Genomic DNA, 17,018 nt, shown 5'->3' with positions numbered 1-17,018 from the left:
AGGCTTCCACCATTAGCGTCATTAATGAGAAACGGATTGTGAAGTTTACGCAAGTGACAGGGCACGATGACACGTTCCTGGTCGATGTTACGCCCCCACACCGGCTTCACCCGGATGTGGCTGCGGCCTTTGGGCGCCTGCAGCAGCGCGCCCGGCAAGCCGGATTCGACCTGCAGCCGGCGAGCTGTTTTCGCTCCTTTGACCGGCAGCTGGCGATCTGGAATGCCAAGGCCTCGGGAACGCGCCCGGTGCTGAATGAGCAGGGGCAAGCACTCGCGCGTGAGCAACACAGTGACTGGGAGTGGGTACAGGCCATATTGCGCTGGTCAGCTTTGCCGGGCGCCTCGCGCCATCATTGGGGAAGCGATCTGGATGTTTATGATGCCGCTGCAGTGGCTGCGGGTTACGCGGTGCAGCTTACGCCGGAAGAGGTGGATCCCGGTGGCCCCTTTGCGCCATTGCACGCGTGGTTGGACCAACAGATAGCCCGCAATGATTGCGAAGGTTTCTTTCGCCCCTATGCCATCGACAAGGGTGGGATAGCGCCGGAGCGCTGGCACCTGAGTTATGCGCCGCTTGCTGCTGAGTGTGAGCGCAGTTTACAGGCGGAGGCCTTGCTGCAGCTGTTGCGTCAGTGTGACACACTGGCCCTGGCGCCGGTTATTGAGGCGCACTGGCAGGAAATCTACCAACGCTTTATCACGCCCGCAGTAGCGGCGTGCAACCAGGAAGTGGGGCGATGAAGGAAGAGCGCGACAGCGAACTGTTGTGGTTGACGATACGCGAAGAGGTCAGGGAGTTCAGCGAACGTGAGCCCGCCCTCGCCAGCTATTACTACGCCAACATTCTCAGTCATCCCAGTCTGGCCTCAGCACTGAGTTTCCACCTGGCAACGCGACTCGGCTGTGACAGCGTGCCGGAAATGACTTTGAGTGAAGTATTTACCTCGGCGCTGACCGATGAGCCTGCCATACTCGAAGCCGTCGTGGCCGATATCTACGCTGTCTATGAACGTGATCCGGCCTGCAATCACTACGTGTTGCCGATGTTGTTTTTCAAGGGCTTTCAGGCAGTCCAGGCCTATCGCTTTGCACACTGGTTGTGGCGTAAGGAGCGCCGCTCACTGGCGCTGTTTTTACAAAACCGGATATCCACTACGCTGGATGTGGACATTCATCCGGCGGCCCAGCTTGGCAAAGGCATTATGATTGACCATGCAACCGGTGTAGTGATCGGTGAAACGGCTCGCATCGGCGACAATGTATCGTTGTTGCACGGCGTCACTCTGGGCGGTGTGGGAACCGGTCATCAGGTGCGGCACCCGCAGGTTGGTGATGGTGTCCTGATCAGTGTTGGTGCGAAGTTGTTGGGCAATATCACCATTGGCGAGGGCGCAAAAATTGCCGGCGGCAGTCTGGTGGTCGACGACGTGCCGCCCCATGTTACGGTGGCCGGCGTGCCAGCTAAAATTGTTGGCAAGCCTGCCCACTCCGTGCCTTCGTTAGACATGGACCAGGGCATGTGAAAATTTCTATTGAAAGATCATTCGATAAGAGTACAGTTAGTCAAAAGTGAGTAATAACTAACACGGATTGTTTGTGGCGAAAGCGGGAGGCTTGTGCTGAAAGATGAGCGTTAAATTACTGGATAATCAGGCCTTTTATGGCTACCGGGTACGGCGCACGGTTGATGGAAAGCTGTATCAGGAATATTTCTCTCTGAAAGAGAACGGCAAGCGCCTCAACGGAGCCAAAAAGAAAGCGATTGAAGCGGCGGCTCAGGCGCGTGATCAGGAGCTTGAGCGGGCGCAAATCAAGGCGCGGGAAGCGGCTAAAGGTGAGCGATGCTTTAACCCAGACGGCAGCGTCAAAGGTATCAGCTATCTGCTCAAGACTGAAAAAAGCGGCAATCTGACGCCGATTTTTCAGGTGGGTATTGCCTCCGAGGTTGAGCGCAAAACCGTGTGCACCAGTTTCTCGTTGAATGCCCATGGCCGCGATGGGGCCTGGGAAAAGGCGGTCGATGCCTACGCCAAGCACAAAGCCATCAAGCGCAATTCCAAGCTCTACAAAAAGCTTAAATCCGCCATGCCGCGTGTAGGCTAATGCCCCCACGCTGTCTCGTCAGAGGCGAGAGCCTGCAAAATCGAGCAGTGCTCGGCAGACGCAGACGAGCCGTCGCAAGCGGCGGCTACCTTCTCCAGCGCCTGATACATCTTTTCCAGCTCTCTGATTTTCTGGGCGATAGTTGCCAGCTTGTGCTCGGCAATCACTTTTACGTCGCCGCAGGTCGCAGAATGTTTGTCCACCTGAATTGACAGCAGCTCGGCGATGTCCGTCAGTGAAAAACCCAGCCCCTTCGCATGCAAAATAAAGTTAACCCGCGACACAGAATCCTTGGGGTAGTAGCGGTAGCCGTTGTTGCCTCGCGGCGGTGGTGGCAACAGGCCTTCGCGTTCGTAGTAGCGCAGGGTTTCGATATTGCACCCCGTCAGCTTGCTTAGCTCGCCGATTTTGTAGCTCATGGCAGAACCCTCAGTTAAACGGTGCAGGATTATTAACCCTGTAGCTAACTTCAGAGTCAAGCGGTGTGATGATTTGCCTCGTCACTAACCGCAGGGCGACGGCGACTGACTTTGCCACCAAGTCGCGCGATACTGTTTACCCTATAACAATAGATAAACCCGGGGAGATTCCATAATGCGCCTGCTGCTAATGCTTACGCTATCGCTGGTTACCGCCTGCACTACCCAGCCGTCAGATCTGATCACGGATGAGGCGTCGCAAAAAGTGCACCCCACCCTGGCGGCCCATTCACAGATTTTTAACAAACGCGTGGAAAAGGTGACCGACGGGGTCTATGTGGCCATTGGCTACGCGCTGGCCAACTCCATCATGCTGGAGGGGGATGACGGACTGGTGATTGTCGATGTGACAGAAAGTGTGGAGTCCGGGCGCGCGGTACTGGCGGCTTTTCGCGAGATTTCCAGCAAACCGATCAAGGCGCTGATCTATACCCACAACCACGCCGACCATGTATTTGGTGGCACGGGCTATTTTCCGGAAGGTGCTCCGGCGGATTTGCCGGTATATGCCCATGAGAGCACCAACTACTACATAAACCGCTTTGCCAATATTATTCAGCCCACGATTTTGCGCCGCAGTACGCGCATGTTTGGCACGCTGTTGCCCGAAGGCGAAGAAGGCGTGGTCAATGCCGGCATTGGTCCCTATCTGGCTCAGGGTGGGCACAGCGGTGGCACCGTGGGATTGCTGCGACCGAATCGCACCTTTCGCGACCGCTTGGCCTTTACCGTGGCGGGGATCGATATCGAGCTGATTCACGCTCCTGGCGAAACCAACGACCAGCTTTTCGTCTGGCTGCCACAGAAGCGCGTGCTACTGCCCGGCGACAATATCTATCAGGCCTTTCCCAATCTTTACACCATTCGCGGCACGCTCTATCGGGATGTGCTGGAGTGGGCCTACAGCCTGGACAAGATGCGGGATCTTAAGCCTGAGCATCTGGTGCCAAGCCATACGGTTCCGGTCAGCGGCGAAGCGGAAGTGGCGGCTCTGCTGCGCGATTACCGCGATGCCATTCAGTACGTCCACGATCAGACTATCCGAGGCATGAATCAGGGGCAGACGCCGGACGAGCTGGTGGAAAGTGTGCAGCTTCCGCCACACCTGAAAAACCACCCCTGGTTGCTGGAACACTACGGCCGCGTGTCCTGGTCGGTGCGCAATATCTATAACGGCTATCTGGGCTGGTTTAATGGTGAGGCCGAAACCCTGACACCCCTGTCGCCGACAGCGCGCGCCGAATCCCTTGTGCGCCTGGCCGGAGGTGCTGAAGCAGTGCTGGCTGAAGCGGAATCTGCACTGCAGTTCGGGCGCTATCAATGGGCGGCTGAGCTGGCCAGTTATTTACTTCATGCCGGTGAAGTTAAGGCGCAGGCCCGGGCGATCAAGGCCGAGGCCTTTACCCGGCTGGGCTACGCCAGCCAGAACCCCAATGGCCGACATTATTATCTGACCCAGGCCGGGGAGCTTGCGGGGGGTCACGACATCAAGCCCATTGCCATTGGCGGCGACAAGCTGGCGCTGGCCAAATCTCTGCCGATTTCCGATGTGCTCACTGCCTTGCCAGTAAATCTTGATGCGGAAAAAAGTATCGATACTGACAGGGCCGTGAATTTCCACTTTACCAACACCGGCGAGCGCTATTTTGTGCATGTGCGCCGGGGTGTAGCCGAGGTGCGGCAAGGGCAATACCCGGGTGAGGCCCTGCAGGTAACAACCACAACCCAGGTACTGACCGAAGTGCTGGTGCAGGCGCGCGGCGTCCCCGGCGCCCTTGCCAGCGGTGATCTCAAGTTTGAACGCGGTCTGCGCGATGTGCCGTCTTTTGTCAGCTTTCTGTTGCTGTTTAAAGATTGAAGCGGCCTACCAGCGGTAAAGAACCTCGACGAAGTAGCGATCCAGCGGGTTCATCGTGCCGAAGTGGCTTCCGGGCTGCAGTGGCACATCCTGCCCGTGGGCCTGAATCAGCCGCCGGGTTACGTTACGTCCAAGCAGGGTGACAGACCAGTTGTCGTCTAGCCCGGACAGGCGCACGTTGGCGTTTACTTCGGTTGTTGCGCCCTGGGCATCGAGCGGATCGAGGTCGGTGCTGAAAAACTGGTGATCGCGGAAGGTTGCATCGAGGCCAAGACCCAGAGTAAAGGGCAGGTCGCTCAGGCCGGGAATCAGACGGCTCAGGTTCCAGCGTTGCACCAGCGTGGCTTCCCACTCGGGCGCCCGGGTCAGGCGTTCACCGCTCAGGTCGCACGCCGTTTCACCGCTGGTGGCGATGCATTGTGCGTCTGGGAAGCTGTCGTAGCGAGAATCCAGATAGGCCAGTGACAGATTGAGCGCCAGCCAGGGTGCGGGCAAGAGCTGGGATTCGATTTCCACGCCCCTTGAGCGGGCCGAGGCGGCATTGCCTACTGAGAAATTGGTGCCGTTAAACAGACTCACCTGCAGGTTGTCGAAGTCCGTGCTGAAAAAGCCGACGTTCAGTGTGGCGGCGCCATTGAGCAGGCGCATTTTGGTGCCGGCTTCATAGGTTTCCGCTTTTTCGGGTTCAAATTCCAGGTTGTCGCGGCTTACCGCCGCTTCGTTGAAACCTCCGGCCTTAAAGGCTTTGGCCCAGGTGGCGTAGAGGGTAATGTCCTCGGTGGGTTCATAGCGCACACTCAGCTTTGGCGAGAAATCCGTCTCCTTGCGCGAGCGTACCTCGTTGTAGGGTTCTTCAAACAGAAACTGAGCAAAGAAGCGTTCGGCCACAAAATTGTTATGGGTCAATATGGCATGCACGTTTTTGGTTTCTTCCGAGTAGCGCGAGCCGGCGATCAGCGCCAGCTGGTCATTTATATTCCAGGTCGCCTGACCAAACACTGCGCTGGACTGCGTTTTCTGGTCAAAGAAGCGGTAATTGTTTAATCGATCGCTGGCGGGTAGCGGCGCTGTGGCGCCGAGGTTCAGCAAGTCATTGAGGGTGGTCGGTGAGCCGCGCACGGCAGAGACGACCTCCAGGGTCTGGGCTGTTTCGAGCTCGGTGGTGCCGGTGCCCAGATAGTCGGATTCGAAATAATACAGGCCGGCAACATACTCGAGCTCGCCAGGAGGCGAGGCGACTCTCAGTTCCAGACTGTTTTGCTCGTAACTATCGTCACCGGCAAGAATCACGATCTCGCCGGGACCGAAATCTGCGTCGAGTACATGTACTTTGTCGAACTCTGAGGTGCCGGCGATGGCCGTTATCAGATACTCGCCCAGTTCATAGTCGGCCTGCAGGGAATAGGAGGTGCCTTCGCGCAGGGTGTCCTGGTTCGCGTTCTGGGAGGAGGTCTGGTTGGTTTTGTCGGCCTCGGTGTTGGGATCGTAGCGCCGGTAGACCTCCAATGTCTCCGGTGTGGCCGCCGTTAGCTCGGTACCGGTGCTGTTTCCAAATACACTGGCATCGGTTGCGCTGAGGGTTACATCGAGCCCGGTAAGGAGTGAGGGAAAGCGCAGTTTGAGGCGTTTTATATCGTTGTCGCGGCTGCGCATGTGGTCGTCGATATCCTCAACTTGCGGATACTCGCTGCGGTTTAGATCGGCGCTTGTATTCTTAATCACGCCATCCTGATATTCGTTTTCCAGTGCCAGCCGAAAATGCACCTTGTCTTCTATCAGTGGTCCGCCTACGGCTGCCTGAAGGCGGCGTCGGTTGAAGTCTCCCCCGAGCCAGCTGACCTTGCCGGTGAACTCGCTCGATGGTTCGCCCGAGGTGACATTCAGGGCGCCGGCAATGGCGTTTTTGCCAAACAGCGTACCTTGCGGGCCGCGCAACACTTCTACCCGGCTGACGTCGGTCAGGGCCTCAAACAGGTAGTCCTGCCGTCCGTAATAAACCCCGTCGATGACCAGTGCAACCGAGCGTTCAAAGCCCTTGTTGTTGCCCGAGCCCAGACCGCGCATGGCCACAAAACCGGTATAGGGAGTGGCGTTAATAACCAGATTAGGCGCAAACTGGGACAGTTCACCGATATCGGTAATGCCCACATCATTAATAAAATCATCGCTCAGCGCGGTGATTGAGATGGGAACATCGCGGATATTTTCGGCGCGTTTCTGGGCCGTTACGATCACTTCCTCGATTACGGAAGGGGGCTGCCCGGCGATTGCTGTGCTGGCTGCCAGACAACTAAGCATTGCCAGTGGGAAACGACCTGCGACTCGCTGAATCATCGATGTTACCTTAGCTTTGTTGTTTTTATCGTAGCTGGAAACTAGCATTTCACAGTAGCTGAGGCGCAGCAAGTATTGATAGCAGAGAGGCGCTACAAGCCGAGAGCTATCGTGGTACAAAAATTGAGTCAGAAAATAAGAATTAGAAAGGAGAGTGAATATGGCAATGCAGGCTAAGTCGCAGCTTCGATTTCCGGGCGCGCTTCTGGGAATGACGCTGGGCGTGTCGGTTGCGTTTGGAATGGCGCAGCCGGCCTCCGCGACGGATGAGCAACAGGCACCCATGCTGTTGTGGGGCGATACCCACGTACATACCGCCTATTCCTTTGACGCGTTTCTGAATGACAACCACAGCGCTACGCCGGATGTGGCCTACCGCTTTGCCCGTGGCGAGCCGGTGATTCACCCCTACCATCGGGCGCGGATGCAGATCCGCGCGCCGCTGGATTTCATTGCCATTGCCGATCACGCTGAATTTCTGGGCGTAGCACGCGAGGCTTATTTCAACGGTATGCAGTTGGAAGATCCCGGCATTGTGGATCGGGTAAAAGGCTGGTTCACCGAGCGCTATATAAGACGCCTGATCAATGGCGACGGCGGTTTTGATGCCTTTATCGAGGTGCTGCCGAAAAAGGGTGATCCGCGCGAGGCCGCCAAAACACTGAAAGATGATATTGCGCAGCCGATCATCAACTCGCAGGCCCTAGAGAAAAAGACCTGGGATTCATTGACGTCGCTGGCCGATGACTATTACAAACCGGGCACCTTTACCACCTTTGTGGCCTGGGAGTGGAGCTCGCTGCCAGGCGGTGCCAATCTGCACCGGGTGGTGATGACCAGTGCCAGCGGTGAAACCGCCAAGCAGTTTCAGCCCTTTGGCTCAGACGACAGTCCCTACCCGGAAGACTTGTGGGCCTGGCTGGATGAGACCAGTGAGGCGACCGGAGCGGAGTTTCTGTCGATACCCCACAACTCCAATATTTCCAAAGGCTTTATGTTCCCTGAGCAGACCCTGCGCGGCGAAGCTTTTACCGAAGCCTATGCCCGCAAGCGCCTGCAGTACGAGCCCATCGTCGAGATCACCCAGATAAAAGGTGATTCTGAAACGCATCCGGTGTTTTCCCCTAATGACGAATTCGCCGACTTTGAAACCTACAATTTTTATATTCAGCAGGAACCCCAGGAATACCAGCCGCATAAAGGCGATTATGTCCGCCCTGCCTTAAAACGTGGACTGGCGCTTGAGCAACAACTTGGTATCAATCCCTACCAGTTTGGTCTGATCGGCTCAACAGACAGCCACAGTGGCTTATCCACTGCAGACGAGGACAACTTCGGCGGCAAGCTGGCACGAGACTCCACCCCGGAAACCAAGAGCCGTGCCGACGGCCGCAAGACCTTTGCCAGCGGCTGGAACATGTCGGCATCGGGCATGGCCGCAGTCTGGGCCGAAGAGAATACCCGCGAAGCAATTCTTGCGGCCTTTAAGCGCCGGGAGGTCTACGCCACGTCCGGGCCGCGTATTGCCCTGCAGGTCTACGGGGGCTGGGCCTTTAGCGAGGATGATCTGAAAAATCCGGCCACCTGGCGGCAGAAGGGGGTGCCGATGGGTGGTGTACTGCCCGGTGCTGAGTCCGGAAAGGCTGCACCGGGCTTTATAATTCAGGCGCTGAAAGACCCGCATTCGGCGAACCTCGACCGGCTGCAGGTTGTGAAGGGTTGGCTGGATGAAAACGGGCGGGAGCAGGAAGCGGTTTACAACGTGGCCTGGTCGGGTGAGCGGGAACCCGACGCCGTCGGCAAGCTTCCACCAGTGGGCGATACCGTGGATCGGCAAACCGGGCGCTACCGCAACAGCATCGGCGCGGCATTTCTTTCGGCCTTTTGGTCAGACCCGGATTTTAATCCGGCCCAGTCGGCGTTTTATTACGTAAGGGTGCTGGAAATTCCCACCCCTCGCCACCTGATGCTGGATGCGATCGCGCTGGGGCTGGATAAGCCTGAGGACGGTGACAGCGTGATACAGGAGCGGGCTTATAGTTCGCCGCTTTGGTATAGGCCTTGATGGTGTCAGACGTCGGACGCCTTGGGGTGGGAGTTTCTGGCGCTGGAGAGTGGTTTGATTTTGCCGGTTTTAGTGGTGGCTTGGTCACGAACGATCGTTAATATTTACCTTGCGCGCCTTTAAAGCTCCGCTTCATGCTGAAGCGGAGTCCTCCCTGTAGTCAGCGATACAGCTTGGGAGTCTAGTCCTATAGCTCGCTGATGTGCATCATAACCATCTGTTTTTAAGTATTTTTTCTCGCGTTCTTCCATTCCTGCCATACGCGGGCAACCGGATATTTCTGCGAGCGGACGCAATTCCCTGATTCTCATCGATTGATTTAAATACGAACGATCGTTCGATTTTTCTTGCCAATTCCTGAAAATGCGGTCTATAGTCAGGGCATAGCAGTCCCGAACAACCAATAATAAAGCGGGGGCGTCTATGCCTTTGATTCAGTGGAATCGTTTACTCGCTGTCTTTTTGCGCTGTCTTCAGGCGCGTTCACCCGTTTCAAAATACTGGTGCAGGCCAGAGCTCCGCGTTCACCGTACATAACGGGCACCACCGATGACGCGCTGCCGGTAGAAGCTACCTTTTTAATGTGAGCCATGCTTAAAGGCATGGCCGAAACAAGCGAGAGGAGAAGACGATGAGAATAACAATAATGAACCGTGCGCTACTTGTGGTTGCGCTGCTGGCCTTTGGTACAGCCGTTCACGCTCAGTGTCGTGATGCGGTGGTTCTGGTTCACGGCAACGCGGGCTACCCGTCTGACTGGGACAACACCTACAACGAGTTGATTTCACGCGGTTACAGCAGTTCTGAGATCTTTCGTCCCAGCTGGGGAAGCAAGAGCTGCCCGGCCTGCAACAATCATTACGGCTGGGAAGAAACACCGGTTTATGATGCCCTGAACGACGCGCTTAATGCCTCGTGCACCGGGAAGATCGATGTCATCGGTCATTCCATGGGCGTGACTTTGGCGGCTCAGCAGATCAACTATCTGGGCATTCAGAGCGACGTCGATACCTTTGTCGGCATTGCGGGGGCTTATCGGGGGCTGTGGTCCTGTGGTACTTACCCCTACAACGTTCAGAACTCGACCTGCGGTTACTGGGGGCTGTCGGTATCGAGCCCTTTCCTGGACTGGCTCTACGGCAAGCCGATTGCCAACAAAGTCTATTCAATCAAGAGCTGGTATGACCAGGTGGTATGCTCGACCGGCTACTGTACGGTCGGTGGTGTGCATTCGAGTCAGATCGCCGGCGAGAATGCCAGCTACACCTACAACCAGTACGGCCACTTCTACCTTCAGGCCTACACCTACACCAAGCAGGCTGATCTGATCGAATGATGTCGACGATTCCCTGTCGTGATGGCTAGCTGAGCCCTGAGCATCACCCGCAGACTAAAAAGCCACCAAGCAGCTTTCTGCTTGGTGGCTTTTGCGATGAGTAGTGGTAAGTCTGGCTTAGCTGTCTTGCTCGCGCTTAACGCTATCCAGAATTTCCTGCTTGGCGGCAGCGGCGTCGTCCCAGCCTTCTACTTTAACCCACTTGCCAGGTTCCAGATCTTTGTAGTGCTCAAAGAAATGTTGAATCTGGTTGCGCAGCAGTTCGGGCAGGTCTGTGGCTTGCTCGACGTCCTTGTAGATAGGCGTCAGTTTGGTAACGGGAACGGCCAGCAGTTTGGCATCAACACCGGATTCGTCGGTCATTTTCAGAACGCCAACAGGACGGCAGCGGATAACGGAACCGGCCAGCAGGGGGAAGGGCGTCGGAACCAGCACGTCAACGGGGTCGCCATCTTCTGACAGGGTGTTGGGCACATAACCGTAGTTGCAGGGGTAATGCATGCAGGTGGCCATGAAGCGGTCAACGAAAATGGCGCCGGAATCCTTGTCCACTTCGTACTTGATGGGGTCAGCGTGGGCCGGGATCTCAATGATTACGTTAATTTCCTCGGGTACATTCTTGCCGCTTGGCACGTCGTTCAGGCTCATGGGTGTCCTCAGATACGTTGGTGAAAAAGGCATTGCCTGCCCAATACGGCAGACGGTCGAAAGGCGCGCATTATACAGGCAGTGGGCGGCCGGTAGAAGCAACATGGTGTTTATTTAACCAGTCAGTGGCTCGCCAACCGGGCCCAAGCGGCGGCCCGTTAAGCAAGAAATGCCTGTTTAAGCCCGGCACGCCGGAAAATCCGGCATCTAGGCGGGCCACTTAATCAGGTTCGGAGGTCCGCTTCGGTCTGGTTGTTCAGCATCTCATCGTGTTCCACCATATTCCACGGCAGGTTGCCGGGGGAGATCTCCAGAAAAATCAGGTGTTTTTCAAACTTGTCGAGGATGTCGATGATGATGTCGTGCTGGTCGAAACCGAAAATATCATAGGACTGACCGCCGAGTCGCAGAAATACCTCTGCCCGATAGTAAATCCGATCGCTCTCCTTGCCGTGGGACATTTCAGGGAAGGCATAGTCCGGCAACTGGTGTTGGACGAGCCGAATTTCATAGATGAAATCCACTTTGTCTTCGCGGCGTACTTCAAGGTAGATCCGGGCATTTTCGTCGTCTACGCGCATCTCGGCCTGCCAGTCTTGCTTGGCCAGCTCGCGCTGTACCCGCAGCATGGCTTTCGTCACGGTGGTGGCGATAAAGTCCTGCACTTCCGCTTTGTCGGGAAAGGTGACCAGCCCCATCAGCCGACGCTTCCAAAGTCCGCGTCCACTGGTACCACTGAAGCGGTTCTGGATTTCCAGCTGCAGGCTGCGGTGATGATGGCCTTCAATCACCAACGCTCGCCACATCCCCAGTGCGGAAATGATCATGATAATGGAGAAGGGCAGGGCACTGGCGATAGTCATGGTCTGCAATGCGCTTAGGCCGCCGGCGAGGAGCAGTACCGCTGCGACGGCACCTTCGGTGGTTGCCCAGAATATCCGCTGCCAGACCGGCGACTCGAGAGCGCCGCCTGAGGCCAGTGAATCAACTACCAGCGAGCCGGAGTCCGAGGAGGTGACAAAGAAGGTAATGATCAAAAGTACTGTGATCAGCGATACGATCGAGGAAAAGGGCAGAATCTCATACAGCTTGAACAGGGCGACGGCGTGGTCGGCCTGAACCTGACCAATAAGTGTGGTGTAGCCCTCGTTCATGATCTTGTGCAGGGCGGTGTTCCCGAAGACGGAAAACCATAAAAAGGTAAAGATGGTCGGCACCAGCATCACACCCACCACAAATTCACGGATGGTGCGGCCACGACTGATCTTGGCTACGAACAGCCCGACAAAGGGTGCCCAGGCGATGGTCCAGCCAAAAATAAACAGGGTCCAGTTGCCAATCCAGTCACTGCGGGTATAGGCCTGGAGGTTGAAGGTGCGCTCGACGATAAAGTTGAGGTAGCTGCCGGTGTTTTGCAGGAAGCTCTCGAGAATATGGATGGTTGGCCCGGCAATAAACACAAACAGCATCAGAGTAACGGCCAACACCATATTCACAATGGACAGGCGTTTTATCCCCTTGTCCATGCCCGCCACCACCGAGAGGATCGCCAAGCTGGTGATCAAAGCGATGCTGACAATTTGCACCGTCGTGCTTACCGGAATACTCGGCCACAGATAATTCAGGCCCGCATTGATTTGCGCCACAGACAGGCCAAGGGTGGTGGCGATACCAAACAGGGTGCCGAGGATGGCGAATACATCGACCGCATGCCCGATCGGGCCGTAGATTTTGTCGCCGATCAGCGGGTACAGGGCTGAGCGCATAGACAGCGGCAGGCCGTGGCGAAAAGCGAAGTAGCCCAGTACCAGCGCCACCAGCCCGTAGATGGCCCAGATATGAAAGCCCCAGTGAAAGAAGGCGATCTGCATGGCCTGCTTGGCGGCGTCTACGGTTTCCCCGGCCCCGGTGGGCGGCGAGGCATAGTGCAACACGGGTTCGGCCACACCAAAAAACAGCAGAGCAATACCGTAGCCAGCGGAAAACAGCATGGCGAACCAGGCCGGGAAGCTGTACTGCGGGTCAGCGTGATCCGGCCCCAGTTTGATATGGCCCCAATTGGTAAAGGCAATGCCGACGATAAAGATGAGGAAGAAAGCCACCGACAGCATGTAGAACCAGCCGAAAGTGTCGGTGATATAGCGCAGGGTGGCGCTGAACGCATTACCGGCCAGCTCGGGATTGCTGATCGTGCCGATCACCAGCAGCAAAATCACGACGACGGCGGGTACAAACACCGGAACAAGAATGCTGGAGCTGCCTGTTCGACGCTGCTGGCTTCCCGCACTTTTCCCCTGAGGCATGCTTATCTCCCTGAATTTCGGTGATTTTTATTTATGCAGTGAAGAGAAACACCCTAAAGCACTGGCGGCAGGAATGAAAGGGGAGAGGTGCAGGGTGCCCTAGGCGTTCGCAGGCTCCAACACCATCAGGGGAATAACGCGGCCTGAGACCGCTGCGGCGCGCTCCTGATAGTCGTCAAAACCTTTGTAGATCTCCATCATCTTACCCCAGAGGTAGGTCTTTTCCTCGCCTTCGGCTTCACGGGCCACCATCGCCACCGGCTTACGGCCAACTTGCATGGTGCACTCGGGGTTGGCGGTGAGGTTGTAGTACCAGGCTGGATGGCCGGCGCAGCCCGCCTTGGAGGCGATCAGCACAATCTTGTCATCGACCTCGCCGTAGACCAGGCACACCTCGCGCCACTCACCGGATTTACGGCCCTTGCAGGTCAGAATGCCCACCGGCGACATAAAGAAAAAGGTGCGCATCAAGCGGCCGCCGCTTTTCTTGAATACCCAGGCCTGAATGCGGCTCATGCGCTGCATGATTTTGATGGCAGCGGGTTCACGTTCCTCGGAGAAGAGCTTGAGCTTCTGGTCGGGCATGACTGTATTACCGAATGTGATCGAGTGTAGGTCCGATTATGGTGGAGCTTCGGGATGCCTCCAATGACAATTCCGGTCGATAAGGGCTTGGGAGGTGGCAGACTAGGGTGCCCGTGGTAAGGTTCTAGAAATATCGGCAATCAGCATAATCCCTATTTGCGTCACAGCAAACTATTGCCATTAAGCGGGAGCGAGCTATGAAAACCCAATTCAAATCTTTCACCGAGAGTACGCAGGAAGACTGGCAGATCATCGCCGGAGAGCAGATGAAGTTTATGGCCAACCAGCCCGAACGAATACTGGCCCACATGCAATTGCTCGACGGTGATTGTGGAGGTTTCCCGATTGACCGTTTACAGCATTGTCTGCAGACCGCCGAACGCGCGGCTGAAGCTGGTGAAGACGAGGAATATGTGGTGTGCGCGCTGCTGCACGATATCGGTGACACGCTGGGTAGTTACAACCACGCCGATGTGGCGGCGGCCATTCTGCAGCCCTTTGTGTCGGAGGCAAATCACTGGATGGTGAAGCATCACGGCATTTTTCAGGGCTACAACTTCTTTCACCATCTGGGTATGGATCGGAACCTTCGCGACAACTACAAGGATTCCGAATACTACGATTACACAGAGCGTTTTATTGCCCGCTATGACAACCCGGCCTTTGATGCAGACCGCCCACGCCTGTCGTTGGACCTGTTTGCGCCAATGGTGCGCCGGGTGATGGCCAAGCCCCGCCAGAGCCTCTATATGGCAGTGCTGGACGACGACCAGTAGTTTAGGGCACTGCTCAGCGGGACTCCCGGCAGCGACTTCCGGGGACACGAATTCCGGAATTCCAGCTGAATCCGACTCATGCGTTGCATAATTTTAATAGCAGGAGGTTCGGCATCCTGAGAGAAACGCTTGAGTTTTTGTTCCGCCATGACGGTATAGCCGAATGTAATCGTCTGGGGCTCTGACTATAGTCGAGCTTGGTGACGCCTCCGATGACAATTCCGGTCGACAGTCAGACCGGAAGATGTCGTGTTTACTACAGGTACATGTCCACCAGGGTAATGTAGAGGGGAATGCCGACGATGACATTGAAGGGGAAAGTCACGCCCAGAGACGCGGTGATCGACAGGCCGTGATCCGCATCCGGCAGGGCTGCGCGCATGGCGGCCGGCACCGCTATATATGAGGCGCTGGCGCCCAGCACCGCCAGCAGCACGATGCCGCCGTGAGACAGGGCGATGATCAGGCTGATAGTCGCTCCAAAAAGCGCGCCGACCAGTGGCATGGCGATTGCGAAAGTGATCAGGAAGCTGATGCTGTCCTTCAATGCGCGTAAGCGGTCTGCGGCAACCATGCCCATTTCCAGCAGGAACAGTGCCAGTATCCCCGGGAACAGATCGATAAACAGCGGTGTGATGCGCCCCATCTGCTCGGCACACAGGTAACCGATCAGCAGGCCGCCGGTCATGAGCACCATGCCTTGATTGAGGAAGATCTCGTGCAGTACTTGGCTGCGATTCGCGGTGCCGGTCTGTTTCTTTGCCAGCGCCAGCCCGACGGCAATGGCCGGCATTTCCAGCAGCACCACAAACAGCGGGAAGTAGGCCTCATAGTCAATCTGACGATTTTCAAGAACCGCAACAGCCACCGCATAGGTACCAACGCTGACCGAACCATAGTGGGCCGCCAGTGAGGCGGCGTCGATGCGTTTGAGGTGACCGATGAAAAAAGCGAGCACGAAGGCTATAAGCGGCAGTATGAGACCGAGACTCACTACCCACAGCGACTGGGAAAAAATGTTGCCGGAAGCGTGTTTCGATAAGGCCATGCCGCCTTTTAGGCCGATGGCCAGCATCAGAATAATCGTCAGGCTTTTGTAGAGTGACTCAGGAATCGTGAAGGGGGATTGCAACAGGCGGGCGGCAACCCCCAGCAGGAAAAAGGCGACGACAATGTCGATTGTCATCGTGTGCCGCCTTTCAGGGTGCTGTCAGTGATAATTGCGGTTCGGTAGATACGCCCCGACTGATGCAGATACTGGAGGGTATTTATGGCGAGCAACCCGCTGCCGACCACTGCTGTGGCGACCCCGGCCTGGCCGACTGTATTCAGCCAGAGGCCGAGTAATAGCATAGCTCCCCCCACGCAAAGACCGAAGGCCAGTTGCCGTATGGCTGGGCTGTTGATATGAGCGCGCATGGTGGGTTCTCCTCAAGTTGATGCGCGCTATCCTGCTGTAAATCCATGATAGATAAAAATAGATAATAGCTATCTATAAGATAGAAATTAATCTAATCTGGAGTTTCTCTCGGAAACAGCTTGCCATGCAGAATCTTGTGCGAAACCTGTCCCGCGCCGCCACGCTCCGGCAGTTGGAAATACTCGCGACCGTTTACCGCCTGGGGAGTATCAAAGCGGCCTCCGAAGCGCTGCATCTCACTCAGCCTACGGTATCCATACAGCTCAAAAAGCTTGGGGAGGCTGTCGGTATGCCCCTTTATCAGATGATGGGACGCAAGCTGGTTTTTTCAGATTTCGGCCGTGAGATTGCTCAGTCGGCCACGCGCGTCTTCAGTGAATTAAGCGGTTTGGAAATGCGATTGGCTGATTTGCGTGGATTGCGCTCGGGTGCGCTCAAGCTTTCGGTAGTCACCACCTCGAAGTATTTTATCCCTCACATGCTGGGGCCATTCTGCGAGCGATATCCCGGCATCGATATTCAGTTGAACGTGGGTAACCGCCAGCAGATTATTGATCGTCTGGAAAGAGGTGATGAAGACTTTTACGTGTTCAGTCATCCGCCTGAAGATATCGACACCGTCTCGACGGAGTTTCTGGTGAACCCCCTGGTAGTGATTGCACCGGAGTCGCATCCACTGGCGGGCAAGCGCCGGGTGTCTTTGGCACAGTTGGCAAAGGAACCATTTTTGATGCGCGAACCGGGCTCGGGCACTCGCTTCGCGATAGAACAGTTCCTGAAAAAGCAGAACTTGAAGCTGAACGTTAGAATGACCATCGAAAGCAACGAGGCGATCAAGCACGCGGTGATGTCGGGGCTGGGTATTTCAATACTCTCGGCTCACACCCTGACCTTTGGCGGCAATGCCGGTCTGGTGGAGTTGCGCGTCGACAAACTGCCGATCACCACCTCATGGCATATGGTCTGGCCAAAAAGTAAGTCTCTGTCGCCCATCGCCGATCGCTTTCTGCAGTACGTTCACGACGAGGGGCGCCGCCTGATAGAGGGGGAATTCAAACGAACCGGCCTGATTGCGACCAAAAGACTCCGCTGACGTACCGGCAGATGCC

At 56.2% G+C, this 17,018-nt stretch carries 15 protein-coding genes; 8 read left to right on the top strand and 7 right to left on the bottom strand.

Translation table 11 applies throughout. The features are described 5' to 3' along the window. Window positions 1-38 precede the first annotated feature (38 nt). The 3 genes from ABY734_RS13280 to ABY734_RS13270 all read left to right on the top strand — a co-directional run bounded on the left by ABY734_RS13280 (window position 39) and on the right by ABY734_RS13270 (window position 2,105). The gene (locus tag ABY734_RS13280; protein ID WP_372779769.1) at window positions 39-743 is read left to right on the top strand and encodes a M15 family metallopeptidase; all 705 of its coding nucleotides are present in this window, start codon (window positions 39-41) and stop codon (window positions 741-743) included. After that, entirely contained in the window at window positions 740-1,525 is a 786-nt protein-coding gene (gene cysE / locus ABY734_RS13275; protein ID WP_372779768.1) for a serine O-acetyltransferase, read from the top strand. Before ABY734_RS13280 ends, cysE begins: the two co-directional genes overlap by 4 nt. A 103-nt stretch (window positions 1,526-1,628) precedes the next feature. Beyond that, complete coding sequence (locus ABY734_RS13270; RefSeq protein ID WP_372779767.1) at window positions 1,629-2,105, top strand: hypothetical protein; 477 nt, start codon at window positions 1,629-1,631, stop codon at window positions 2,103-2,105. Here the strand turns inward: ABY734_RS13270 and zntR are convergent. Further along, window positions 2,102-2,524, bottom strand: a complete 423-nt coding sequence (gene zntR, locus ABY734_RS13265; protein WP_372779766.1) for a Zn(2+)-responsive transcriptional regulator — start codon at window positions 2,522-2,524, stop codon at window positions 2,102-2,104. The two genes, ABY734_RS13270 and zntR, sit on opposite strands and share 4 nt — an antisense overlap. A 175-nt stretch (window positions 2,525-2,699) precedes the next feature. Between zntR and ABY734_RS13260 the strand changes: the two genes are divergently transcribed. Beyond that, window positions 2,700-4,442: an alkyl sulfatase dimerization domain-containing protein gene (locus ABY734_RS13260; RefSeq protein WP_372779765.1), complete on the top strand. Its 1,743-nt coding sequence runs from the start codon at window positions 2,700-2,702 to the stop codon at window positions 4,440-4,442. 6 nt (window positions 4,443-4,448) lie between these two features. Here the strand turns inward: ABY734_RS13260 and ABY734_RS13255 are convergent, their stop codons facing one another. Then, window positions 4,449-6,776: a TonB-dependent receptor gene (locus tag ABY734_RS13255; protein WP_372779764.1), complete on the bottom strand. Its 2,328-nt coding sequence runs from the start codon at window positions 6,774-6,776 to the stop codon at window positions 4,449-4,451. Window positions 6,777-6,936: 160 nt separating this feature from the next. Between ABY734_RS13255 and ABY734_RS13250 the strand changes: the two genes are divergently transcribed. Both ABY734_RS13250 and ABY734_RS13245 read left to right on the top strand, forming a co-directional pair. Beyond that, window positions 6,937-8,841 (top strand): DUF3604 domain-containing protein, encoded by a 1,905-nt coding sequence (locus ABY734_RS13250; RefSeq protein ID WP_372779763.1) that lies wholly within the window; start codon window positions 6,937-6,939, stop codon window positions 8,839-8,841. 631 nt (window positions 8,842-9,472) lie between these two features. After that, window positions 9,473-10,177, top strand: coding sequence for an alpha/beta fold hydrolase (locus tag ABY734_RS13245; RefSeq protein ID WP_372779762.1), 705 nt, complete (start codon window positions 9,473-9,475; stop codon window positions 10,175-10,177). 117 nt (window positions 10,178-10,294) lie between these two features. Here ABY734_RS13245 and ppa read toward each other — a convergent pair whose 3' ends face one another. From ppa to ABY734_RS13230, 3 genes are all read right to left on the bottom strand, one after another. Then, window positions 10,295-10,825 (bottom strand): inorganic diphosphatase, encoded by a 531-nt coding sequence (gene ppa, locus ABY734_RS13240; protein ID WP_372779761.1) that lies wholly within the window; start codon window positions 10,823-10,825, stop codon window positions 10,295-10,297. 224 nt (window positions 10,826-11,049) lie between these two features. Then, complete coding sequence (locus tag ABY734_RS13235) at window positions 11,050-13,128, bottom strand: BCCT family transporter (protein ID WP_372779760.1); 2,079 nt, start codon at window positions 13,126-13,128, stop codon at window positions 11,050-11,052. 99 nt (window positions 13,129-13,227) lie between these two features. Then, on the bottom strand, window positions 13,228-13,713 hold the full coding sequence (locus tag ABY734_RS13230) for a nitroreductase/quinone reductase family protein (RefSeq protein ID WP_372779758.1): 486 nt from the start codon (window positions 13,711-13,713) through the stop codon (window positions 13,228-13,230). Window positions 13,714-13,910: 197 nt separating this feature from the next. Between ABY734_RS13230 and ABY734_RS13225 the strand changes: the two genes are divergently transcribed. Continuing rightward, window positions 13,911-14,489, top strand: coding sequence for an HD domain-containing protein (locus ABY734_RS13225; RefSeq protein WP_372779757.1), 579 nt, complete (start codon window positions 13,911-13,913; stop codon window positions 14,487-14,489). A gap of 256 nt (window positions 14,490-14,745) precedes the next feature. Here the strand turns inward: ABY734_RS13225 and ABY734_RS13220 are convergent, their stop codons facing one another. Beyond that, on the bottom strand, window positions 14,746-15,675 hold the full coding sequence (locus ABY734_RS13220) for a sodium-dependent bicarbonate transport family permease (protein ID WP_372779755.1): 930 nt from the start codon (window positions 15,673-15,675) through the stop codon (window positions 14,746-14,748). Further along, window positions 15,672-15,908 carry a hypothetical protein gene (locus ABY734_RS13215; protein WP_372779753.1) on the bottom strand — a complete coding sequence of 79 codons (237 nt, stop codon included), beginning with the start codon at window positions 15,906-15,908 and terminating at the stop codon, window positions 15,672-15,674. The genes ABY734_RS13220 and ABY734_RS13215 overlap by 4 nt, the downstream gene beginning before the upstream one ends. Before the next feature lie 125 nt (window positions 15,909-16,033). On the opposite strand from ABY734_RS13215, the gene ABY734_RS13210 reads away from it, so the two are divergent. Continuing rightward, window positions 16,034-17,002, top strand: coding sequence for a LysR family transcriptional regulator (locus ABY734_RS13210; protein ID WP_372779752.1), 969 nt, complete (start codon window positions 16,034-16,036; stop codon window positions 17,000-17,002). Window positions 17,003-17,018: the final 16 nt, after the last annotated feature.

The sequence above is a fragment of the Litorivivens sp. genome (assembly GCF_041624475.1).
GTDB lineage: Bacteria > Pseudomonadota > Gammaproteobacteria > Pseudomonadales > Spongiibacteraceae > Litorivivens.
Note: the sequence above shows the minus strand (reverse complement) of the source record. Positions and strands in the feature narration are given on the sequence as shown.